Source organism: Streptomyces sp. NPDC000075 (assembly GCF_040301925.1).
GTDB lineage: Bacteria > Actinomycetota > Actinomycetes > Streptomycetales > Streptomycetaceae > Streptomyces > Streptomyces polychromogenes.
Genome location: NZ_JBEPFL010000009.1, coordinates 118,909 through 142,787 on the forward strand (window position 1 = coordinate 118,909; position 23,879 = coordinate 142,787).

13 protein-coding genes and 2 pseudogenes are annotated in these 23,879 nt (G+C 68.0%); 7 read left to right on the plus strand and 8 right to left on the minus strand.

Annotated elements, in window-relative coordinates; translation table 11 throughout:
• Window positions 1-35 precede the first annotated feature (35 nt).
• Complete coding sequence (locus ABT403_RS13595) at window positions 36-7,532, minus strand: ricin-type beta-trefoil lectin domain protein (protein WP_344151733.1); 7,497 nt, start codon at window positions 7,530-7,532, stop codon at window positions 36-38.
• Between the two features lie 537 nt (window positions 7,533-8,069).
• Between ABT403_RS13595 and ABT403_RS13600 the strand changes: the two genes are divergently transcribed.
• A complete protein-coding gene (locus ABT403_RS13600) occupies window positions 8,070-11,156 on the plus strand; it encodes a DNRLRE domain-containing protein (protein WP_344151736.1) in 3,087 nt (1,028 codons plus the stop codon).
• 78 nt (window positions 11,157-11,234) lie between these two features.
• On the opposite strand, the pseudogene ABT403_RS13605 reads toward ABT403_RS13600, so the two are convergent.
• Window positions 11,235-11,402: pseudogene (locus tag ABT403_RS13605) on the minus strand (IS5/IS1182 family transposase); the annotation flags it as partial.
• On the opposite strand from ABT403_RS13605, the gene ABT403_RS13610 reads away from it, so the two are divergent.
• The 4 genes from ABT403_RS13610 (at window position 11,362) to ABT403_RS13625 (ending at window position 14,490) form a co-directional block, all read left to right on the plus strand.
• Window positions 11,362-11,700: a hypothetical protein gene (locus ABT403_RS13610; RefSeq protein ID WP_344151739.1), complete on the plus strand. Its 339-nt coding sequence runs from the start codon at window positions 11,362-11,364 to the stop codon at window positions 11,698-11,700. The pseudogene ABT403_RS13605 and the gene ABT403_RS13610 sit on opposite strands and share 41 nt — an antisense overlap.
• A 1,796-nt stretch (window positions 11,701-13,496) precedes the next feature.
• Window positions 13,497-13,673 carry a hypothetical protein gene (locus ABT403_RS13615; protein WP_344151742.1) on the plus strand — a complete coding sequence of 59 codons (177 nt, stop codon included), beginning with the start codon at window positions 13,497-13,499 and terminating at the stop codon, window positions 13,671-13,673.
• 65 nt (window positions 13,674-13,738) lie between these two features.
• Window positions 13,739-13,897, plus strand: a complete 159-nt coding sequence (locus tag ABT403_RS13620; RefSeq protein ID WP_344151745.1) for a hypothetical protein — start codon at window positions 13,739-13,741, stop codon at window positions 13,895-13,897.
• Window positions 13,898-13,962: 65 nt separating this feature from the next.
• A complete protein-coding gene (locus ABT403_RS13625) occupies window positions 13,963-14,490 on the plus strand; it encodes an SMI1/KNR4 family protein (protein WP_344151748.1) in 528 nt (175 codons plus the stop codon).
• A 452-nt stretch (window positions 14,491-14,942) separates the two neighbouring features.
• Here ABT403_RS13625 and ABT403_RS13630 read toward each other — a convergent pair whose 3' ends face one another.
• Window positions 14,943-15,326 (minus strand): hypothetical protein, encoded by a 384-nt coding sequence (locus ABT403_RS13630; RefSeq protein ID WP_344151751.1) that lies wholly within the window; start codon window positions 15,324-15,326, stop codon window positions 14,943-14,945.
• Window positions 15,327-15,847: 521 nt separating this feature from the next.
• Here ABT403_RS13630 and ABT403_RS13635 point away from each other — a divergent pair.
• A complete protein-coding gene (locus tag ABT403_RS13635; RefSeq protein ID WP_425580114.1) occupies window positions 15,848-17,089 on the plus strand; it encodes an IS110 family RNA-guided transposase in 1,242 nt (413 codons plus the stop codon).
• Between the two features lie 10 nt (window positions 17,090-17,099).
• Here ABT403_RS13635 and ABT403_RS13640 read toward each other — a convergent pair whose 3' ends face one another.
• Window positions 17,100-17,519 (minus strand): hypothetical protein, encoded by a 420-nt coding sequence (locus tag ABT403_RS13640; protein ID WP_344151754.1) that lies wholly within the window; start codon window positions 17,517-17,519, stop codon window positions 17,100-17,102.
• A gap of 284 nt (window positions 17,520-17,803) precedes the next feature.
• Here ABT403_RS13640 and ABT403_RS13645 point away from each other — a divergent pair.
• Window positions 17,804-18,469, plus strand: a pseudogene (locus tag ABT403_RS13645) (DDE-type integrase/transposase/recombinase); the annotation flags it as partial.
• Window positions 18,470-18,828: 359 nt separating this feature from the next.
• On the opposite strand, the gene ABT403_RS13650 reads toward ABT403_RS13645, so the two are convergent.
• Genes ABT403_RS13650 through ABT403_RS13665 form a run of 4 tightly spaced genes read right to left on the minus strand, consistent with a single transcriptional unit; the run spans window position 18,829 to window position 23,810 of the window.
• Window positions 18,829-20,010: a cytochrome P450 gene (locus tag ABT403_RS13650; RefSeq protein ID WP_344151757.1), complete on the minus strand. Its 1,182-nt coding sequence runs from the start codon at window positions 20,008-20,010 to the stop codon at window positions 18,829-18,831.
• A complete protein-coding gene (locus tag ABT403_RS13655) occupies window positions 20,003-20,575 on the minus strand; it encodes a DUF5825 family protein (RefSeq protein WP_344151760.1) in 573 nt (190 codons plus the stop codon). Before ABT403_RS13655 ends, ABT403_RS13650 begins: the two co-directional genes overlap by 8 nt.
• Window positions 20,572-22,488 (minus strand): RiPP maturation radical SAM C-methyltransferase, encoded by a 1,917-nt coding sequence (locus ABT403_RS13660; protein ID WP_344152076.1) that lies wholly within the window; start codon window positions 22,486-22,488, stop codon window positions 20,572-20,574. The genes ABT403_RS13655 and ABT403_RS13660 overlap by 4 nt, the downstream gene beginning before the upstream one ends.
• A gap of 53 nt (window positions 22,489-22,541) precedes the next feature.
• Window positions 22,542-23,810, minus strand: a complete 1,269-nt coding sequence (locus tag ABT403_RS13665) for an MFS transporter (RefSeq protein WP_344151763.1) — start codon at window positions 23,808-23,810, stop codon at window positions 22,542-22,544.
• Window positions 23,811-23,879 lie beyond the last annotated feature (69 nt).

Below are 23,879 nucleotides of genomic sequence, written 5' to 3' on the forward strand. Positions count from 1 at the left end.
GCCTCTCCATTCTAAGCCAGAATAGGCTCAGGTTCCTATTTAAACTTATAGTCGTCGACATGCCCAGTGATCGTGTTCATCACATAATGAATCTCCACATCACCCTCAGCTCCTATATTCACCCTCCTGGTCATTTTAACCCAACCATCCGATCCCATCCATCGGGGATCAGTCATACCCTTCTTGAGGGGAATGACCCTTCCTGCCATTGGGTTCGCCATGACCGTTTCCATCGCAAGCTGCTCATTCAGACTATTTGGCGCTGTCCTTCCAGTCGACCCTCTGCCCAAGGGCTTTAGGTCGATCGTCACACCGTTGGCGTCAGTGACGAAACGCGCCGTTGGGCACGGTCCCGAATTATGGACCAGGACGGGCGTGGAGCCTGCGAGCACATAGTACGTGTGGAGGTCGGCGACGGTGAGGTTGTGGACGGTGGCGCCAAGAGCCGTCCAGCGCCTGATCCCTGTGACCTGCACTCGGGCACCGCTCTCGGTGCGCAGCCACTGGCCGACCTGGAGGTCTGTTGCGTCGACCCACTTTGCGAGATCGGATGCCCAGAAGGGGTGCTTGTCAGTCGCCGTGATCGTTTCGGTGGCGGATCCTGACGTGCTGTCGGTGTCGACGGTGACTTCGACGAGGTTCTTCGTGCCCGCGCCCTGGATCGTTGCGGTGATGTCCTTCGATACGGTCTCGCCAGTTTCGGGGTCTGTGGCCAGGACCGTGTCACCGGGTCGGAGGTCGTCAATCGGCTTGGAGGATCCGTCGGCCATCAGGACGAGGGTCCCACCAGCGAAGCTGTTGCAGGGGGGCTCTGGGGCAGCACCGCCTCCACCCGATGCGGCTTCGGCTTCCGCCTTCGCTGCGGCTCGGGCTTCGACCTTGGCCGCGATCTTGGCTGCAGCCTTGCCGGCCCCCTTCGCTATCACCTTCACTACCGACCCGAGGATCGGGGACAGTGCGGCCGTGCCGGCGGCGCTGGCGGCTCCCCAGAGGGCGCCTTGGGCCATGTCCTTCAGCTGGCCCATGACGCTGTGGTCGGCGTTGGGATCCATGTAGTTGGCCACGGCTGCACCTGCCGCTCCGGCAATGGCGCCGCAGCCCGTCACGAGTGCGAAGCCGGCGCCGCCCGTCGCGGCTGCTGCTCCGCCTGCGGCGGCCACACATGCCGCCCCGACGGCGATTTCGACCGTCAGCGAAACGATGAAGACCTTGTTTTCCTGCCAGACCTTGTTCGCCTTGGCGGCCACCTTCTTGACGCCGCACATGGAGATCCAGCTGCAGCTCGAGGACTTCTTGCTCGCTCCGCCAGTGCCTGCGCTCTTTCCACTGCCGCCGCTTCCGCCTCCGCTTCCGCTGCTGTTGTAGCACCAGGAGCAGTAGTTTCCGGTGTTGGCGTTGTAGCTGCCGCTGTGCGTGCTGTAGTACTCGGCGCGTTCCTCCACACGGTCGGGGGCTGCTTGGAAGCCTCCGTCGTTCATGCCTTCGTAGTACTTGAGGCCGCTCGGGTCCGCGTTGCCGATGGGGTTGCCGTTGGCGTAGGTGTACCCGTTCATCTGGAGCGGGTCGGTGATGTCGATGACAGGGTCGACGGAGATGAAGCGGCCCGTGGTGGATTCGTATTCGCGGGCGCCGAGGTGGGTGAGGCTGGTGTTGGTGTCGTCGACGCCGCTGCCGAGGAAGCCGCGGCTTCCGGGCCAGTTGCCGGGCTGGGCGCCGCGCGGGTTGCCGTACGGGTCGCCCTTACGGCGGGTGATCGTCTGGCCCGTGCTCTGGTCGACGGTGGTGGTGGCGGTGCCGTGGTGGTCCGCCAGTTGGACGCTGAGCTTGTGGTTGTCGGGTTTGCCGCCGGTCTGGCGGACCGTGGTGGCGCCGGGGCCGGCGTAGTAGCGGACGGCGTCCAGGGGCTGGCCGGCCTTGTTGACGGTGACTTCGGTGTCGCCGAGGTAGAGGGTGCGGCTGCTGCCGGTCTCCTCGATGAGGCGGTTGCCGGAGGCGTCGTAGATGTAGGTGGTCGTGGTGTCGAAGGTGAACTGCTGCGGGCCGGTGGTGTTGCAGGACCACAGCTGGAGGTCGCTGCCGTCGTTTGCGTAATTCGGGACGTCGACGCACTGGTTGGTGGCCGGGTTGTTCAGGGACTTGTCGCCGGCGCGGTAGACGAACTTCTGCTTGTCACTGCCGTCACAGGTGGCCAGGACCAGCTTGGTCCCGCTGGTGGTCAGGCACTTGTCCAGCGCGCGGACCGTGTTGCCGGTCAGGCGCCACTGCTGGGCCTTGGTCTCGTTGCAGGGCCAGATCTGGACCGGTGTGCCGTCCGTCGTGCTGGCGTTCTCGACGTCGATGCACTTGCCGGAGGCTCCGATGACGGAGGCGGCTCCGACGCCCGGGCTGCTGGCGGAGGTGATCTTGTTCCGCCGGTCCCAGTTCAGGGTCTGGGTGTCGCCGTCGATGCGCCGGGTCTTGGTATTGCCAGACGCGTCGTAGGTGTAGTCGGTGAGCGAGGTGACCGTGCGGCCCGGGGTGCGGGTGGTCTTCTCGGCCTTGGCCAGCGCGTGGGGCTGCGTCTTGACGGGCGCCTGGGTGCCGTTGCCGGTGATGGTGACGCCGTAGGTGTACGTCGTCTCGTCATCCAGCGCCGGGTCGGTCAGGTCGCGGTTGATCAGCTTGGTGCGGTTGCCGATCGCGTCGAACTGGTACTCCTGCCAGAAGCCGTCACCGTCCGGCCCGGGGGTGACGTCCGCCAGGGAGGGGCCGGTGCAGGACGCGGTCTTGCCGGTCCATGCCTTGGTGAGCTGGCCCATCGGGTCGTAGGCGAAGCACTGGCGGTCCTCCCGGCCGCCGGGCTGGGAGTCGGTGATGGAGGTGATGTTGCCGGCCGGGTCGTAGTCGTAGGAGACGTCGCTGATCCGGTTGGGCCCGGTCTCCCGGTCGGTGATCTGGTGGGTGACCTGTCCGGTGTTCGGGTTGTACTGCGTCGTGGTCCACACCCGGTTCGGGGCGTTGCCGGACGCGGTGCGCAGAACCTCGCCGAACGGGCTGTACTTGACGTCGGCCGTGTACCAGGCGAGGCCGGACATGCTCTGCGGTAGGCCGTCGGCGTTGTACCGGGTGACGAGCTTCTCCGCGGCCAGACCGCCGGGCGTGGCCGGGCTGGTGGTCGACTGGACCTTGCCGGTGGGGGTGTAGGTGACGTTGGAGGCGTAGGTGCCGGCGAGGCCCTTGGTGCCGGGCACGTCCGGAATGGTGATCTTCGATCCGGTCGGCCGGCCTTCGGCGTCGTAGCTCGTGACCTCGCTCTTGTACGCGGTCGTGCCGTCGTAGCGGGTGGAGGAGACGGGCAGGCCCTTGCCGCCTGCCAGGGTGTCGAACGCCCACGAGGCGACGAGCGGCCCGTTCACCGCGTCGTCGTGCAGCTCGGTCGCACGGCCCAGGGCGTCGTAGACGGTGTACTGGGTACGGCCGCTGGAGTCCTTGGTCCAGGTCTGCCGGTCGAGGTTGTCGAAGCCGTACTCGGAGCGGCCTGTGTCCGGGTCCTCGGAGGCGGTCTGGCGGCCGCGGACGTCGTACTCGTACGACCACTTGTTGCCGGCCGCATCCGTAACCGACGTCAGCTTGTTGCGGACGTCGTAGAGGTAAGTGGTCCTGTTCCAGGTGGTCAGGTCGGTGGAGGTGGCACGCTCGACGGCGGAGGTCCGCCCGGCCGAGTCGGTCCAGATCTTCGACGCGGTGCTCCCCTTGAGGGGGGTCGTGCCGTCGACGGACATGGCCGAGCGGGTCAGGGTGTAGTCACCGCCGTACTGGGCGGTGGTGGAGAACTGGGGGACGTCCGCGTACAGCGTGGTGGTGCGTACGGCACGGCCCAGTCCGTCGTAGGCCGCCTCGGTCGAGTTGGGGACCTGGAAGTCGCTCTGCGGGACGAAGATCTTCTTCTCGGGTGCGCCCTCGGCGTAGTAGCCAGCGTTGGTGTGGCGGACGGTGCCGTTGGCCCCGTACAGGGTGTCGGTGATGATCCGGCCGCCGCCCGCGGCTTCGCCCTGGCTCTGGCGGGGGCGCAGCAGGCCGTCGTAGATGGTGACGGCCTGGGTGTAGGTGCCGTCGTCCTGGAGGATGCCGGTGGTGACGACGGGCGGCTCGTGCTCGGCGATCTGGTAGGCGAACGTCGAGGCCGGCTTGTCGGTGCCCGGCTTCTGCGACGGAGTCCAGACGGCGGTGGCACGGCCGAGGTCGTCGTAGGTGGTGGTGGTCTTGCGGCCGTTGGCGTCGGTGTTCTCAAGCGTGGCGCCGCGACCGGGGTCGCTCTTGGTGGTGACGGTCTGGCCGAGCGGGTTGGTGTTCGACACGGCGAACGCGGCGCCGCTGGAGGGGCTGTAGGCGGTGGTGGTGGCGTTGCCGGCGGCGTCGTAGACCTTGGTGGAGCGGCCGAGCGCGTCATACTCGGTACGAGCGCTGGTGATCCAGCCGGTGCCGCCCGCGTCGTTGGTGTCGACCTGGTAGATCAGGCCCTTGGTCGGGGCGGTGCCGAAGGCTCCGGGCGCGTCGTAGGAGGTGCGGGAGTCGGCCAGCAGGGCCCCCGTGGCGGTCTGCGTGCAGTCACCCGCGGTGGTGCGGACGCGCTGGGGGAAGCCGATCAGGTTCTTGTCGGTGTTGTGGACGTACGTCGTCGTGGCGCACGTCTGGTTGGTGGTCTGCCAGCCGCCGGTGCCGTTGGGGCTGATCGCCTCGTTCTGGACGGTCTGGGTGAGTCCGTAGGTGGGCTCGAAGGTGGTGCGGGTGCGCAGGGTGCGGGTGGCGCCGCCGCTGATCGTCTGGATCGCCTCGCTGCGCGAGGTGCCCGACCGGAACGCGTTCAGGGGTGTGGTGCCGTCGCGTGGCCGGGTGGCGGTCTGCTGGCTCCACGGCCAGGTCAGGCTCCGGGACTCCACGGTGCCGCCGGCCTTGGTGTAGGCGATGGTCTCCGCTACCTGGCCCTGGTACTGGGGCAGGTCCTCGCCGAGGTCCTCGGTGTTGGTGGAGTCCTTGACGGTGATCTTCGGGCGACCGGCGTCGCCCGACATGCCCCGGAAGAAGCGGGTACGGGTCTGGGACTGCTCGGTCGCGTCAGGCTTGCCCGTGTTGGCGGTGACACCCTTGTTCGTCACCACGCCGGCGTAGCCGCGCCACTGGCTGTAGGTGCGCAGCTCGGGCTTGGAGAACTCGTCGCCGTCCTTGGCCCAGGCGGCGTCGCCCTCATAGGTGTAGGAGGTGGTGACGTCGGGCTGGCGCGCTACGCGGTCCTTCTCCGTGACCTTGTCGACGACGTACTTGTTGAACCACTCCAGCGGCGGCTTCTGCAGGTCGCCGTCCGGGGACCAGTAGACCGGGAAGCAGCGGGTGGTGTTCTCCTCCGGCTTGGGGTGCGTGCCGCCGACCGGGCAGGGTGCGGAGTAGCCGACGACGATCTCGCCACCGGTCTCGGTGCGGATGGTCTCCACACGCAGCCGGTCGAAGTCCGGCGTCGCGTCCGTCGCGCCGGTCGCGACGCGGTTGGGCATGTCCTTGACGTTGGCGACGAAGGAGATCGGCGGGAGCGTGGTGGACTGCTGGTTTCCGGCGCTGTCCTTGACCGTCCCGTACCCCGTGCGGGTGATGGATTCCAGCCAGAGCGGCGGGTGGGTATCGGTGCGCTGGCGGGGGAAGGACTGGGTCAGGTTCCAGCGGTCCACCAGGGACAGCGCGGTGGAGCCCTCGGTGCGCTGGGCGTAGGTGGTGACGGCGGTCAGACGCTTGCGCGTCCAGAACGTCGGGGAGCCGACGTAGCAGTCCTTTGCGGTGGGCTTGCAGTACAGCGTGGAGGGGGTGTCCCACCAGGGCTGCTTGTCACCGTAGTTGTTGCCCTCGAACTCGGCGTCGGAGCACTGGACGGTGCCTTCCTTGATGCAGCGCTCGGCGACGGTGAACTCGACCTTGCCGGCCGGGGGGCCGGAGAGGTTGTCGTTGCGCAGACCGTAGGTGATCTGCGTGGGGTAGCCGGCCCGGGCGTAGGTGACCGCTTCCTTGAACTTGGAGTTCTTGGCGTAGCGGTTGGTCTCCTTGGCCCAGTCGATGATCATGGCGTTGCCGTGGACGTCCTCGACGTAGTCGAGGTTCCAGCGCCAGCCCTGGTCGCAGGAGGAGGCGGCGAAGGTGCTCTGGTAGCAGGGCTCGCCGGGGTGGTTCCCGAAGACCGGGACGGTCAGAACCGAGTTGGTGACGGGGCGGCTGCCAGCGCCGTCGACGTCGTGACGGCCGAAGAAGTATCGGGTGCCGTCACGCGTGGTGACGATCCAGTACTCGCCGTCCTTGGCACCGTTGGGAACCGTGGTGTCCGTCTTGTGCTCGACGCGAGAGCCGTCGTCGGAGGCCGGGATCCAGTTGCCGGTGGCGGCGTCGTGGACGAGCTCGGTGGTGCTGCCGCCCAGGGACATGACGACGTTGTCGCCCGCCCAGCACAGGTCACCCTTCTTCTTGTCGGTGGTGTTGTCGTTGTTCGGCGCGGCCGGGTTCGCCTTCAGGTCGTCCGCGCAGGAACGGTAACGGCGCTCGATGTAGCCGGGCTCGTAGTCCCAGCCGTCACCGACCCACGACGCCTGGCTGTTGGCCACGGACGTCTTGCCGTCCACCGCCTGGGAGGAGTATGCGAAGCCGATCTTGGGCGTGGGTCCGGCCGGAGGCGCCGGGACCGTCAGCGGGTAGGACCAGGAGAATCCGCCGCCGCTGCCGCCCGCGGTCCAGGAACCGGACGGGGACAGGGACGTTGCCTTGTAGGTGCCGCCCGCGCCGGAGGCGCCGTCGGAGGCGGCCAGGACGGTGGGGCCGCCGCTGCCGCCGGCCATGGTGCGCAGGCCCTGGCTCGGCGCGGTGGCCGGATCGATGGTCGCCCGGACGGTACCGGTGGCCGGGTCGTTGACGCTCGGTACATCCTTGGAGACCGAGCACTCCGGGAGATCCGGGGTGGTCAGGAAGCACTCGGGGAGCTGCTTGAGTTCCAGGCGGGTGGCCCACTCGGTGCCGTAGAGGTCCTTGAACTTCTTGTAGTCCAGCTGGACGTCGACCGGGGTGGAGCCCTCGGCGGGCGGGGTCACCTTGATGAGCGCGCCGTCGACGTTCGCGGCCTCGGTCGCGGTGCGCGTCTCGACCGCCACCGACCAGGTGCCCGACGGGGCGGGCGGCGTCGGGTTCTCCGCGGTCGGGGAGGCCTTGCCGATGCTGACCGGCAGGGTGCCCGCCTGGACCAGCTGGTCACCAGTCAGGGCGACGCTGGCCGTACCGCCGGCCGGTGGTGTCACCTTGGACGGTTCGTACCCCGGCGGGGACTGGACGGGCGCGCCGGCCCAGCCTTCGAGTTTGCCGGCTTCGACTTTGTCGAGCTTGGCCTTCATGTCCTGCTGCAGGCCGGGCAGCTGGACGCCGCTGCGGTCGCCCGGTGGCGCCGCCCATGCCTGGATCGGCAGGAGTGATACGACCAGCGCCACCGAGACGGTGAGGCCGGTACGCCCGGCGAGGCGCGCGCGTTTCACGCGCGCTCTTCTGTTTCCGGGCAGGCGGAAATTATGCGCCGAGAACGGCGACATGTGGACCCCCCACGCTCTGCCCACGGGTGACGACACACGTGTGGCAGGAAACTGACAAATAGTCCGCTGATTCTGTGGCCCGTCGCACAGGAAATCCATAGGAAGCGCTGCTGTGTGGCCTTTGTCACTTACTGCCTACATACGACACCGCAAAAGTAATATTTCGGGCCCAGACCCGACATTCTTGCAGGTGACGATGTCGGTGCGATACGTCATGCTCTGCTCGCACATTCATGCGCGGACGACCGGGTGGGGAGCCGGTATTCGCGCCGCCCGGTCGCCGGGCCCCATTTCGTTTGCGAGTACCCAGGGGTGGCTGAAACGCGCGCCCGAGGGGGGAGAAGAACCAGCGTGTCCACAATCGAACCAGAGCCCGAGAATGGCCCAAATGGAGCCGCAGGAAAGCCAGTTGAGTGGCGGTCCTGGTATCGCCGACGCATAGCGTGGGGCGGGCTCGCCGCGCTGCTGGCCGCAGTCATAGCTGTGCCGGTCGTCCTGAACCACGACGGCGCCCGCAAGCCGACGGCCAAGCCCTCGCCGAAGGGCGCTGCCACCGCTACGGAGGCGCGTCGGCTGGCGCGGGAGACGGGCAAGGAGGTCGAGGTCACGGGCGAGGCGTCGGCGTACACCAGTACCTGGGCGCAGCCTGGCGGAACGTTCAAGCTGCGGGTGTCGAGCCTGGCGAACCGGGCGAAGGTCGGCGGTGAGTGGAAGCCGATCGATACGACTCTTCAGAGGGTGGACGGTGGTTTCGCGCCGAAGGCCGTCAACGGGAAGGTCGTCTTCAGCGCGGGTACCAAGGCCCCGAACGCCAGTAGCGGCAGCCGGGCCTCGCGTGGTGCCTCGCGGGTGGCGCTCGTCCAGCCCGCGGTCGCGAAGGCCGACACCCCCCAGCCAGCGTGGACCGACCTGGTTCGTCTGAATCTCGACGGCCACGATATGGCCGTTGCCTGGCCGGGCCCGCTGCCCGAGCCGGTGATCTCCGGCTCCCGGGCCCTGTACGAGAACGTCCGTCCGGGTATCGACCTGGTGCTGACCGCGCAGGACGGCGGTTACACGCACGTCCTGGTGGTGAAGGACAAGCAGGCCGCTGCCGACCCTCTGCTCGGGCAGCTGAACTACCGTCTCTCATCCGCGGACCTGACCTTCCACCTCGACGAGGCCTCCCGTTCGGTGAGTGCCCAGGATGCCCAGGGTGCGGAGGTCGCCGGCTCGCCCACCCCCTTCATGTGGGACTCCGCCGGAAAGGTGGCCGTCACCGAGGGCGAGCCCGTCCCGGCTCCGGCGCCCGAGGCCAAGGACCACCCGACCCTGCGCCTGTCCGGCCTCAATGGTGCCGAGGGCAACCACGCGAAGGCCGCCACTGCAGCTCTCAGCGCCGAGAACATCCTGACGGTGACGCCGAGCAGCAAGCTGCTCGAGGACGCCGACACCGTCTACCCGGTCTTCATCGACCCGTCCTTCAAGGGCCACAAGCAGAACTGGACGACCTTCTACAAGACCGAGGGCTCCTCCAGTTTCTGGAACGGGCAGAACTACAACAGCGGCAGCGGCACCCCCGAGGCCCGTGTCGGCTACGAGTCCACCTCGGGCGGCACCTCCCGCGCGGCGTTCATCTTCGACTTCGGCAGCCAGCTCTACGGCTCCCAGATCCGCTCCGCGAACCTGCGGATGCTGCAGACCTACTCCTGGGGCTGTGACCCGCGTGCCTTCGACGTCTACCACGTCCCGCTGATCAACAGTGCCAGCACCTGGAACAACACCGACAATGCCGGTTTCTGGAGCAACCGTATCGCGGGTGCGTCCACCGGCCACGGCTACAAGAGCGAATGCCCGGACGCGTGGGTGGGTATCGACATCAAGTCGAAGGTCGAGGAGGGCGCGCGCGGCGCCTGGCAGAACCTGACCCTGGGCCTGCGCTCCCCGAACGAGAGCGACGCCAGCTACTGGAAGAAGTTCCAGGCCAACGGTGAGAGCGCCCCCTACATCGAGGTCGAGTACAACAAGGCCCCCGACACCCCGGTCCTGGCGAACATGAGCACCTCCCCGGGCGGTGCGTGCGTCACCGGGCAGCCGTTCACCAAGATCGGCAAGACGGACGTGGACTTCCGTGCCAAGGCAACCGACGGCGACGGGAACCTGCGCCAGCTGAACTTCCGTATCTGGGCCGCCGACGGCTCCCAGTCCGTGGCGAACGAGTTCCGTGACACCAACAGTGACGGCGCCGCGAACGTGACCGTCGGCTGGGAGAAGTTCACCCCCGGCAAGACGTACTACTGGCTCGCCCAGGCCATCGACTGGGACGGCCAGTGGTCCGGCAGCGGCCCGATGGACTCCGGTGGCGGCGGCTGGTGCACCTTCACCGTCGACCACACCCAGCCCACACCGCCCACCATCCGCTCCGACGACTTCCCCGCCCCCGGCCCCGACGGCGCCGAGTGGAGCAAGAACACCCTCGGACCGGGCAAGATCACCGTCATCGCGGGCGGCACCAACCCCGCCGACATCACCGAGTTCCAGTGGTCCCTGAACCACCCCGTCTACGACAAGAAGGCCGTCCCCGCCGCCGGGTCGGACACCGTCACCGTCGACGTCAACCCCGACAACGCCGGACCCAACCTCTTCTACGTCCGCGTCGTCAACAAGGCCGGCAACCCCTCCAACCCCGTCACCTACACCTTCTACGTCCGCCCCCGCCCCGGCCTCGACGGCCCCGGCGACGTCACCGGCGACGGCAAAGCCGACATCCTCGCCGTCGACGGCAACGGCGACCTGCGCGTCTACCCCGCCGACGCGACCGGTGACGTGGACGCGTGGATGCCCGCCGCCACCGACAACGGCAGGCCCGCACCCGCCGGCTACTTCAAGAACGCGCTGATCGCGCACTCGACCGACTGGTACCCCGGCGACGGCATCACCGACCTGATCGCCCGCATGCCTGACGGCAAGCTCTACGTCTACCAGGGCGACGGCAACGGCCGCTTCGACATCAGCCGCCGCACCGAGATCCTCCTCCCCACAGGCGCACCCGACCCGGCCACGCTCTCCCAGATCGTGGTCGCCCAGGACGTCAACGGCGACAACAGCGAGGACATCTTCGCCACCGCCGGCGACACCTTCTGGGTCCTGACCGGCTACAGCGGCGCCACCATCACCGAAGCCCGCCAACTCTCCGCAACCAGCTGGACCAAACGCGACATCATCAACATCCGCGACGTCACCGGCGACGGCGTCCCCGACCTCGTCTACCGCGACGACTCCACCCCCGACCGCGGCCTCGCCCTACGCCGAGGCAAGCCCGGCACGAACGGCGGAGCCGACATCAACTCCCTCGCCCTCGCCGTCAACTCCGCCGACGGCAAGGACCTCACCTACGGCACCACCGGATGGGACAGCACCACCTGGCCCCTCCTGCGCGGCACCCCCGACGTCAACGGAGACGGCATCCCCGACCTCTACCTCACCCGCAACGACGGCACCCTCCACCTCTACTACGGAGGCCGCACCGCCATCGGCAACGGCTGGCGCGTCGAAGAAGACGACTGGGCCACCGCCCGCACCCTCGGATAACCGCCCATCCATGCGCAGGTGCCCGGCCGGAATCTCTCGCCAGGCACCTGCGCCGACTTGACCACCACAGCCCGGGACGGACGGCGGTCGGCCTCCGAGGCGGCCCAACCGCCGTCGGTTCGCGGCCTGGTCGGCCGGCTGCGGGATCACCGCCCGGATCCCTCGCCGTCGCAGATGGCGGCGGATCGCGCGGGACGAGTAGGCCTTGTCGGCCAGGACCGCATCCGGCGTGATCCTCGCCGGACCACGCCCCCGTCACCCTCAAGGCGACCGATGCCTTCGGCGCCGAAGCGCGCTGGCCCTGGATCTGCCCGCCCGGCACGGAGCCCTGGAGGAGCACATCGGCCACAAGTTCCGGGAGAAGCTCAGCGTCGCCGCGATCGTCGCCGAAGCCGCGCGCATCGAGGCGGAGCCCGCCGCGACTGAGCGGCCCCTGGACCCTGACCGCATAGCCCCCCGCACCCTCTCGCGCCCCGGCATGGCCCACCGGCCGCGCCGGGGCGCCGTCGTGCCCGGCCGGCCGAGGACACCCCGCCGGCTCTGAGCAGCAGGACGGCGCCGCGCCTCCGTACGCCGCCCGCCACTGCGGCTTACGGCCTGTGAGCCCTCGGCGTGGCCAGCGTGCCTCTACCCCGGACGCCTCGATCCACGAGCTGGGCCGTCCAGCCTTCTGACCAACCCAGACGACAACCCGCGCGCGTACGCCGCGGGGGCTGGGGCGTCGTCGACCCCGTCACACGCCTCACGATGGTCTGGGCCCGCCGGCACGTTGGCGGCCCCACCCCTGGTGGCTGGCCGAACCACCCAGGTCTGCCGCAGCCCCCGCGCCGCCTCAACGTGCGCAAGACCGCCCACTCGACGGCGCCCTACCAGCTCCGGCACGTCAGGCACACTCCGCCCTTGGGGATACGGGCGTCCAATCTGATGCGCCTTGAGCGCCGATAGCCCGCACTTGGAAGCACTGCTTCGGCCCTGTAGGCCCAGGGATGTGGTAAATGAAGCTCGTGGCATTTGGTGGCAATATTTTGCTGTTGTGGGTGTACGTTTCGGTGACTTCGTAACCGTTCTCGCTGGTGGCTTCGTCAGTCCACGTCACCGTGACGTCGCGAGAAGATGACCTTTGTGCAACCACATTTGAGGGTTCTGGTGGTGGTCCGAGATTGTGAGACACAGTTACATCTGCCGTGGCAGAATCGAAGGAAAGGGGTTCTAGATTACGGGCCTGGAGCCGCCACTTAGACCACGATTCACCTTCCTTGAGCCCAAGGAATACGTAGTCCTCACCGTCGAGGTCATTGCTGCTGCAGCTCGACCCCTCGTATAGCCTCAGCCTTATAACCGTGACAACTTCTTCCACCCCATTGAGTGTGAACGTGGCAAACAGCTCGGCTCTCGATTCATTACCTGCGCACACATCACGGCGAAAGCTTGCCTCTCGGCGTTCGTGGGTAAGAGTGACATCTTGTTGAAAGTTGCGAGTCCGGTCATTCTCGGCATCGAAGATGCCGCCTCCGTCTCGCGCATTCACCCATCCTCGGATGGTAAGTCTGTGAACCTGCGCTGCTGAAGCCGACTCCGTCATTCCCACGAACGGCGTGGGGGCCAGCAGAATCGCAGCCACCATGAGGCGTCCAAGTTTCATTTAGAAACCTCACGAATCAGAAGTCTTAACCAAGAGCGCCACATCCACTGGGTGCGGCGCAGCTCCTCATAGCAGAGTCTCACTGAGGCGATTCTGATGCACCTCGGACTGTCTGCGCCTGCGTCCGGACCCGGGGCGTGCCGTGTGCCGAGTGCTACGAAAGTGGAGGCGTCGGAGGTCAGCTGTGAGTTGGGGGCGGCGGTCGGGTTTCGGCGTCATCGATGCATGACGCGTGCGACCAACTCGCCAACGTTCTTGTCGGCTGTCATAAGTGACCATGCGAGTCCCATTGATCGATAGCATGTGCTGGCGGCGGGGTTGGCACACCGCCAGGGTGGGTCGAGCCGCGGTGGTGAACCGGCGCCGCCAGCGCAGCGACTTCCCGGACCCACACCTCTGCGCCCCGGAACCGCCCACCAGCCGCGCCGGGGCGCCGTCGTGCCCGGCCGGCCGAGGTAGTGAGCAGCAGGGCGCCGCCGCGCCATTCGTACGGCGCCCGCCGCCGCGGCTGACGGTCTGCGGGCCGTTGGCGCAGTCAGCGCGAGCTGATCGCATGAGCGCCACCGCGCCCCAGACGACACCATCATCGGCCCGACCCTCGACGTCGACAGCACCGAGCTGATCAACGCGGCCGTCCTCGCGCGCCCCGTCGCGGACCAGGTGGAGCTGCTGGCCACCAGCGAGGAGGACTTCACCCGATGGGCGACGAGTTCAACGCCCCCGCCCCCGACACCGCCGCGACCCTGGCCTACGCGTTCTGCCGCGACTTCGGCTACGCCGAGGAAGACACCGCAGGGGAGTACCTTCAGCGGGTCCTGACCGAGGCGGGCATCGAAGCCGCCAGCGGCGCGCACCCGGGCTCCGGCTGCTCCTAGATCGCCGTCCCCACCCCGACGGCGGCGAGGTCCTGCTCACCAGCCAGGACCGGCACGAAGCCAAGGTGGACTGCCCGCTGACCGATCACGCCGGGTGGCTCGCCTGCGCCTACGACGAGGACGGCGTCGAGTTCACCCTTCTGTACGACTCCCGCACCCCCGACCTGACCGCCGATACCGCCGCCGCCGTCGCGGCCGTAGCCGCCAGCGTCACGACCGGCTAGGGGCTGTCCCGCATTGCCCCGGGCCCGTGAGCGGCTGGCGCGGCCAGGGCCGTACTGTTCGGCTGATGATCAGTCGCGACCCTGGCCGAGCTGCGGACGCCCCTGTCGATAGCGACGGGCCGCAGCCGGCTCGATCGGTGGCCAGGCTCCTGGAGGTCGATTCCACCGTGTGGACCGAAGCTGTAACAGCCCTGCCCGGGACGGCGCTCTTTCAGCCGCCCGCATCGGAGCAGTCGCTGGTTCACTGCTCTACGGTCCTCGGCCATCCACTGCCTGCGCACCTCGCAGCCCTCCTCCGGGAGAGCAACGGCATCGAGGGCGAGTACGGCGACGGACTCATTTGGTCTGCCGAGCGCATCGCCTCCGAGAACCAGAGTCTTCGCGCGGATGCCGAGCTCGCCACCTTGTACATGCCGTTCGACCCGCTGCTCTTCTTCGCGGACGCGGGGGACGGGGACTTGTTCGCGCTCTTGGCCAGGATCGACCGGCCCGACGTCTTCGTCTGGAATCACGAGGACGACAGCCGTACCTGGGTGGCGCCCAGCCTGGCCAAGTACCTCGATTGGTGGTTGACGGGGCGGATCGAGCTGTAGATCCACGTCTCATGACCGTCTCCGCCAATGAGATGGTCTTGGCGTGGCTGGTGTGATCAAGGCGTCGGAGCCTTCCTAATTCCTTGGTAACGGGCCGTGGGACGGGGCTGGCCACCAGTCCGTTCGAGCGCCGGGGACCGATGCCCTTCGCTCATCCCGGCCTTCCACAGTGCAGGTGGTGGCAGCTTCGCGGGCGCCGAACGTACGCCTGGAGCCGTCTGGGCACTCGATCCCTTTATCCAGAGCGGCGGCGCTCGGTGTCTTCGAGGCCGCCACCGTTAGCACTGGCCGCTTGATCACTCGTTGCTGTTGGTGGTGCGAGCCCGCCGCACGGTGACCTCCTGATACTCCAGAGCCGTCAGAGCTCCCGAGGAGACCGGGGCCCGTGGGATGCGCTGGTGCCACGAACGGCTAAGGGCTGTCCCGTAAGTGGGATCCGTAGTCGGCGGGCTTCAGAGGAAGGCCAGCGGGACGTCCTTCTCGATGCAGAGTCGCAGGACGCCCGCCAGCTGGCGGGCGTCCGCGATGTGCTGCTGGAGGAGCTGACCGCCGCCCTCCCGCGCCCACTGGTCGGTGATCGCCTCCAACCGGGGCAGGACCACCGCGCAGTCGGCAGGAGAGAGGTCGTCACCGCCGGCATCCGGATGATCGAGGAGTGGCTCCAGAACGGTGGACACCTCGCTCCACAGGCACTCGCCGCCGAAGCCCGACATCTCGGAGAGGGCGAACCCCTCGGTCTCGGCCAGACGCCGCCGAAACGCGGCGAAGCCGCTGTAGGACCAGGAGACATCCGGACTGCTGTTGTCTCCGTCGCCCGGGAAAAGAACCAGTCCCATGTGCCCTCCTGCTTGCCGAGCACACAGGATCGAGGACGTGGGGTAGCGTCGGCAACTGGGATGATCTTGGCGCGGCTGGTGTGATCATGGCGTCGGAGCCGTCCTAGTCCGGTGGTAGCGACAGCCCTCTGGGACGTACGGCAGGGCCGATCGAGCCGTAGAAGTTGGCCGCGAGGGCGGTGACGTGAGCGTCGGGCTGGCGCCTTGAGCCGTCAGGGGACTTGATCCCTATATCCAGAGCGGTGTTGCCCGGCGCTCTCGTGACCATCACCGTCGTCAACACGGTTCTCTTGATCACTTGTTGGCGTCTGTGGTGCGAGCCCGCCGCATGGTGACCCCTCGTGATGCCCGAGCCGGTTCAGCTCCAACGCAGACCGGGGCCCATGCGGTGAGCTGGTGCCACGAACAGCTGCTGAGGTGGCGGACCGACCCCATGTCGAGTCCTGGGATTAGGTCGCTGCGTGGTTCCGCATGAGCTCGTGACCAGTACAGACACCTGAATCGCGGGGAAGGGAAAGGTCTTGATCTATTGCGGCATCGACTGGGCGGAACGTACGCACGACATTGCCCTGGTTGACGACAGCGGCCAGTTACTGGCCAAGCGGCACATCACCGACGACGCTGCTGGTTACAAGGTTCTGCTGGATCTGCTTGCTGATCACGGCGACACGGAGGAATCCCCGATCCCGGTTGCACTCGAGACATCCCGAGGCTTGCTGGTCGCGGTGCTGCGGACCGGCAAGCGGCAAGTCTTCGCGATCAACCCGATGGCCGCTGCTCGATACCGCGACCGTCATTCGGTCTCGCGCAAGAAGTCCGACCCGGGCGATGCCCTGGTCCTGGCCAACGTGCTGCGGACCGACATGCACGCCCACCGCCCTCTTCCCCAGGACAGCGATCTGGCCCGCGCCGTCGCCGTCCTCGCCCGTGCTCAGCAGGACGCTACGTGGAACCGGCAGCAGATCGCCAACCAGCTTCGATCCCTGTTGCGCGAGTACTACCCGGCGGCTCTCACAGCCGTCGAATCCTGGAAAAATGGACTCTGCCGGCCCGAGGCGCACGAGTTGTTGAAGGCGGCCCCGACGCCGGCCAAGGCGGCTCGGCTTACCCGCACACAATTGCAGGCCGCACTCAAGCGGGCCGGTCGCCAGCGCGGCATCGCAGCCGACGCCGAACGGCTTCGCGAGGTCTTCCGGGCCGGCTGGGCCCGACAGTCGGACCTGGTCGAGGAGGCACTTGGCAAGCAGATGCTTGCTCTCCTGATTCAGCTGGAGGCCGCCTGCGCCGCCGCCGACAGCCTCGCCGAGGCGGTTGAAGAGGCATTTTCTCAGCACCCGGACGCTGAAATCATCCTCAGCTTCCCCGGCCTGGGCACCCAGCTCGGCGCCCGCGTGCTCGCCGAGATCGGCGACGACCGACAACGATTCGCCGACGCCCGCGGCTTGAAGGGATACGCCGGCGCCTCACCCATCACACGAGCCTCCGGCAAGAAGTCCAGCATCACCCGACGCTGGGTGAAGAACAACCGCCTCAATCACGCCGGCTACCTCTGGGCCTTCTCCGCGATCACCGCCTCACCCGGCGCCAAAGCCCACTACCGGCGCCGACGCGACCAACACGCTGATTGGCACGCCGCTACCCAGCGCAACCTCTTCAACCGCATGATCGGCCAGCTCTACCATTGTCTCCAGCAGCGTCATCCATATGACGAGGCACTGGCCTTCCCAGCACCGCCCACCGAGGTCACCGCAGCGGCCGCATAACCCAGTGCGTCTACTGGCCTGGGGGCGTCACCCAGGGAGCGAACCGCTGATCGGGGCCTGCATCCTCGCGCCAGTACCGCAGAACCGTTTCCTGGACGATCTCGAGCCGCTCTGCGGCGATGAGACACGAGACCGGCTCCTGCCCGCCGGCGTCGGCTTCGAAGGCGACCACGATGGGCGGCTTCTCTCCGACCTGACGAGCGACTTTCATTAGCTCGTCGGGCGACGGGGGCCGGAAGACCGGATCGTGGAAGCCGGTCGGACAGCTGACGAAGACCGGATCGCCGAAGACCAGTTCCAGGCCGTGGAGGTAGGTCAAGTCGTAGCTGGCGGCGAGCCTGAGCTGTCCGCCGTCCAAAGCGACGACGTCCCAGTCCCACCAGGACCCTTCGGGAAGCTGGATCGAAGTGTGCGTTCCTTCGGCATCCACTGTCGGCCTCCTCATCCCGTTCGAACAGATCGACAGGGTACACAGCGGCTGCAGGCGTGCGGCTTGACGAGTTAGGACCCTGAGGTGTCTGGATAGCCCCGTTCACCGGGCTGAGCCCGCGTGCCTTCGGGAAGCGCGTGGCGCCTGCTCCTTTAGACCCAGACGCCATCTACAACACCCAGAAGATTCTCAACCAACCCGCAACAAGCCCAGATCAGACCGGCACTCGCGCCACAAAGTCGTTCTCACACCAACCTGCAACACCCCAGCTCACCGAACCACCGATACCCCAACCACCCACCCCCTCAGCGACACGCGGCCCTCAAGGCCGAGGGCCGCACCTGCGGCAGGCGCAGGATCGCCCGCCTGATGCGTGACGCCGGCCTTGCAGGCCGCCACCGCCGACGCGGCCACCGCACCACCATCGCGGATCCCGCCGCCGCTCGCCGCCCCGACCTGGTCATGCGGGACTTCACCGCCGACCCGCAGGCCCTCGACACCCGCTGGTGCGGGGACATCACCTACATCCCCACCGGCCAGGGCTGGCTCTACCTGGCCACCGTCATCGACATCGCCTCCCGCCGGGTGATCGGCTGGGCACCTCCGACCACCTCGGAACCAGCCTGGCCGCCGACGCACTCACCGCCGCCTGCCGGCAACGCCGACCGGCCGGGCCGGTGATCTTCCACTCCGACCGCGGCACCCAGTACACCAGCCACGCCTTCGCCCGCCTGGCCACCAGCCTCGGCATCCGGCTCTCCGTCGGACGCACCGGCGTGTGCTGGGACAACGCCCTCGCCGAATCCTTCTTCGCCACCCTGAAGACCGAACTCGTCACCCGCCACCATTGGCACACCCACACCGCCGCCAGGACCGCGCTCTTCGAGTACATCGAGGGTTGGTACAACACCCGCCGACTCCACAGCAGTCTCGGCTACCAAAGCCCAGTCTAGTACGAAACGACCGCGACCTGACCAACACAACACACCTGTCCGCCAAACAGGAACAACCTCAGCACCCCCCGAAGGGCTGCGTCAATCTTCTTGGGCACGAGACCCATCCTCTCTGATAGCTCACAACGGAGCGGCAGAGAAGTCGGAACGGTTCATGAAGCCGGCCGGGCATCCTCCCGCCTGGTCGTCGTGGACGACATGCGTAGCCCCGCCGCTGACCCCGGGAGTCAGTCCAGACATCTTCCGTGGCTATCGCGGGAAGTTCGCGCGCACGAAGCTCGCACCGAGGCACGCTGCGGGGGCGGGTCAGCGTGCCCGGTTGCGGCGGAACGGGGCGAGCGTTGCCTGATGCGGCACTACTTCGCGCACTCGACCCAGATCGGGAGTTCGACGAGACCGTTCATGACCGCCGTATCGTGGAAACGCAGCTCTGACGGCTCCACCGTCAGGCCGAAACTCGTCGTTCCCGAGAGGAATACGCGCAATGCCTGCGCCGCGACGAGCCGCGTGACTGGAATGCCCAGGCACGAGTGCTTCCCGCGGCCGAACGTCAGGTACTCGAAATCCCGGCCGCGCGTGGGGTCGAACCTGTGGGCGTCGGGAAGCGCCGACGTGTCCCTGTTGCAGAGGTCCACCCCGATGACGAGCAGGGTGCCGGCGGGAACCGCGTACCCGCCGATCACGGACGGCTTCTTCGACATCCGGTAGATCCCCCGCGCGATCGGGCTCGCGTACCGCTGCACCTCATGGACGAAGCCGGGCAGCAGCGTCTCGTCGTCGCGCACGAGGCTTTGGGTCTGCGGGTCCTGCGCCAGACAGAGGATGCCGTTCGTGATCAGGGCCGCCAGCACCTCGACGCCCGACAGCGCGAGCAGCCGGGTGTTCGCCGCGACGTGCCGGTCGTCGAGGGAGGGGAGCTCCGCCATCAGGTCCGACACGAGGTCTTCGGCAGGGCGGGTCCGCCTGTCGCGCACCCAGTCGACGAGGGTGGCGTCGAGCTCGCGCACCGGGTATCCCCCGTACACCGCGGCCCGCAGGGCCGAGACGAGCTTCTCGTCGAGTCCGAGCAGGCGCGACATCACGCTGTCGGCGATGGGCACGCCGATCGACGCGACCGCGTCGAGCCTCCCCAGCGCGAGGGCGCTCTCGACCGCCTGCCGCACGTCCTGCACCAGTTGGTCCGAGACGTCGCGCACGCGGGTGTCGATGACCCTCCGGAGCGCGCGCCGCACGCGGCGGTGCTCCTCCCCGTCGGTCTGGGTGACCGCGAAGACCTGCTCGGACGCCGCGTGCGGATGCGAGCCGTCCGGATGCGCCTCGTCCGGCTCGTCGAAGACGCTCGTCATGAGTTCGCCGGCGCTGCCGTAGGTCTCGACCTCAAACAGAATGCGGGTGGCTTCGCGGTGATCGTTCACGAGCAGGCCCAGCCCGGCCGTGCCCATGCGCACGGGGACGACGGCCCCGGGCTGCTCCCCCGGCTCTCGCGACACGGTCCGCTCATCGAGCGTCCTGCGGAAGAGGATGTGGCCTTCAGACACACCAGACTCCTTGTCTCACGGCGATGCCCACGGCGTGGTCGCCGGCACGAAAGACGAGGTCGTGCAGTTCGAGGGCGTCCAGGCTGGCCTCCTCGGCGGGGGTGAGCGTACGCCCCCAGCGGCTTTCGTCGAGGACGGCCGCCGCCGGTTCCGAGCGGTCGACGTCGATGCGGCGGCGCTCCCCGTGGCGGGTGTCCTCGACGGCCAGGAACGTCGGCCCGCGCCGGACGAGGAGGGCCCTTCCCTGCTGCGCCGACCAGGCGAAGGAGCCGTCCGGCCGCCGCGGCGGGTCGAGGTGGCGTATGCCTCCGACCTCCAGGGTGCCGCAGTCGCCGCTCCACGAGACCCGCAGGCCGACCCCGCGGGCGTCACGGAGCAGCGCGATCAGGGAGACGAGTTCGCCGTCGCCCATCTCCTCCAGGGGGAAGTGACCGGTCAGTCTGACCCCGGCGTATCCCGACCGGGTCAGGGCGACGAGGTCCTCCCTGCTCCGCACCGAGTGGAGGTCCGCCGACGCGAAGAGCCTCCGGCGGTTCGACCGCCGCTCTGCTGTCTGCTTCGTCACCAACGCAATCCCGTCGCGAGCGCCAGATAGGTCGAGTCCTCACGGAAGACGATGCCGAGCTCCGTCCAGTTCTCGACGAGCTCTTCGAGCTGACCTTCCCGCAGGTCGATCTCGAGCGAGCGCATCGCGGAGGCGAGGGCGGGAAGCGTCTTGCCCTTCGCCAGCGCCCGGTATGCCTCGGCTTCGAGCCCCGGCCGGAACACCAGCTCACGGGAGGGCCAGGCGGGCCGGTCGTCGATGACGACGAGCGAGTCGTCCGGCGACGGCAGGGCGACCAGCCGGGAGACCGAGCCGGTCTCCTTCCAGCTCGCGACCGCTTCGCGCAGCAGCTCGTTCACCTCGGGGGAAAGGCCGGCGGGCGCGGACTCGAACACGTAGACGAGGTCGTCGAGGCCCTCCGCCACCCCCTCGTAGGCGCTCACCAGGTTGAGCGAGGGGCCGAGCGCCTGAAGACCGAGGGCGGGATCGTCGAAGTAGGGACTGAAGCGCTCCAGCTTGATCGGGAACGCCCCGGCGGGCGGCGTCAGGTGGTGGAGGGACGGCAGCGAGGCGATCAGCGCCTCGTAGTCGCTGTCCTTTTCCCCGGGGAAGCCCACGAGGATGTTCCACGAGGGGTAGATCCTGCAGGTGGCGCAGTCCCGCAGGAACCGCACGTTCTGCCACCCGGTCACCCCCTTGCGCATGATCCGCAGAATGGGCGTGCAAAGGCTCTCGACACCCGGCTGCAGTTGTGTGAAGCCGGCGCGCGCGAGGGACTCCAGCTGACTGAAGTTGAGGTTCGACTTCACCTCGGCGAACAGCCGGACGTCCCACTCGGCGGGCAGCGCCAGATCCGAGGTCAGCTGCACGACGTGCTCAGGCGCCAGGATGTTGTCGGAGAACACCAGGTCGAGCACGTGGTGCCGGCGGATGGCCCGGCCGGCCTCCGCCCGCACACGCTCGGCGGGCTTCGCCCGATGGGTCATCGCCGACCCGTTCAGGCCGCAGAACGTGCAGTGGTGCTTGGCGCCCCACCAGCAGCCGCGGCTGGCCTCCAGCGGGATCTTGACGTCGATGAACGGCGCGGCCGGAGACTTCCCCAGATCGCGGAAGTAGTGGTCGTAGGTGGGCTCCGGCACCACGTTCATCGAGACGGGCGTCCGCCCGATGGGGTTGCTGACCGTGGTTCCGTCGGCGTCGGACCGCCAGCACAGGCCGGGCACGGCACGGAGCAGCTCCTCGTTCTTCTTCCCGTCACCGCTGCGGCATTCAGCGATGTGAGCGATGAGCGGCGCGATCGAGTGCTCCGCCTCCCCCCGGATCACGTAGTCGAACTCCGGGCGGGCGCGGTGGACCGCCGTGCCCTGGACGCCGTCGCAGTTCGCCCCGCCGAGGATCGTCACGACGTCCGGCCGCAGCTCCTTGACCCGGTGCGCGAGCGCGAACGAGGCGATGTTCTGGTCGAAGGTCGTCGTCAGCCCCAGGACGTCGGCGTCCGAGGCCACGAGGTCCCGGGCCAGCTCGTCGATGAAGGCGGGCGCCGCGCGGAACATCGCGCAGTAGGCGTCGACGTGCTCGCTGTCGCGTATCAGGTCGTAGAAGGTCGTGCCGCGTGGGTCGGCACCGGGACGGAAACAGCTGGAGAAGACCCATTCGCCGACCCCGAACACCTCGGCGTCGACGATCAGCTCGTAGTGCCCGCGTTCGAGGCCCACTTCCCGCACCAGGTGGTCGAGCCACCGGATGTTGCCGTAGACGACGTCGAGCTTCTCGACCTCTGCGCGCCGCTCGAACAGCGGGGCGACCGTGCTCAGCGCCAAGGAGGGCATGTCGACCACGGCCCAGGGCATGCAGACCAGCGCGACCGAAAGGGAGTCCTCATGCACGACCGGGGGAGAGAGATTCAGCACCGGTTGTTTGTGCCCGATCTGCATCAGTTCCACGTCGGCTCCTCCTCGGCCAGGGGCATTGTCCGAAACTGGCTGTTTCAGGATTCCTTCGGGTCGGCGGCCTGCTCGCTCCCGGTGGTCACCCGCGTCCCCCGGATGAGCACCGGCAGCCACAGGAGACATGCCAGCAGGGGGACCGCGGCGTAGACGGCCATGCCCACGCTGGAGCCCAGTCCGCCCATGAGCGCGCCGAGGACGAGATAGCCGATACCGATGAGCACCGACTCCACGAACGCGATCATCGACAGCAGGCCCGCCCGGTGGCGCGACGGCACCGCCTCGTTGAACACGTTGTCCACGAGCACGGCGGTGATCTCGGGGATTCCGACCAGGAGCAGGAACGCGGCGATGGTGACCCAGACGCGGCCGAGGCCGGTCAGGCCGAGGGCCACGGCGAGCGCCAGGAGCGACAACGGGGCGATGATCCGGTACCCGATGCGCCGGTCGGCGCGGTCCGACAGGAGGGGAGTGAGGCCGCCGATGAAGAATCCCGCCGAGATGACCACGCTGACCAACGCGGTGCTCGCACCCTGATCGGAGAGCGTCTTCTGGGTGAAGATGATGTAGGGCGTCAGCGTCGCGTGCATCAGTGCGGACACCACGACGAGCGTCACGAGCGCCGGCGTGGCGACCCGGAGCATGGCCCGCCAGGCCGTCGTGTCGCCGTGCTCCTTCCCGGCGCCGTCCTGCTCGTCCACCGCGTCCACGCCGCGGATCTCGGGCACCCGGGCCAGCAGCACCAGCACGGCCACGACGAGGCACGACGCCGAGGCGGTGTAGACGATTCCCCAGGAGAACCGCTGAAGCTGGCCGCCGAGGATGATGGCGGCCCCCGAGGTGACCGTCCCGAGCATGGTGAACCGGGATCTGATCCTGACGTAGCCGCTCGTCGCGCCGCGGCGCACGAGCAGGTCGTACAGCAGGGCGGTGTCCGAACCGGAGACGCAGGCCATGCCCACGCCCTGACCGATGAACAGCGCCAGGAAGAGCCAGTAGTCGGAGGTCGCCACCTGACCGAGCAGACATCCGGCCACCAGCACCTGGCCGATCACGATGCTGGCACGCCTGCCGATCCGGTCGGCGATGATGCCCGTCGGCAGCTCCGCGAGTCCGCTGACCAGGAAGAGCAGGGTCTGGAGGAGGGCCACCTGAGCGGCGGAGAAGCCTTGCTGGTAGAGGAAGATGACGAATACGCCGCGCTGGAACATCGAGTTGGAGAGCACGGCGTAGATGTAGAACGGGCGCGTGACGTCGCGTGCCACGTCGGCCGCCGCCGATCCGTCAAGGGCCTCTGTGGTGCCGGTCATGCTGCGGGTCCCCCCTGGTGACTCCGGTGGTCAAGGACGTTCTCCACCATCACGGGCGGATTCGGCTTC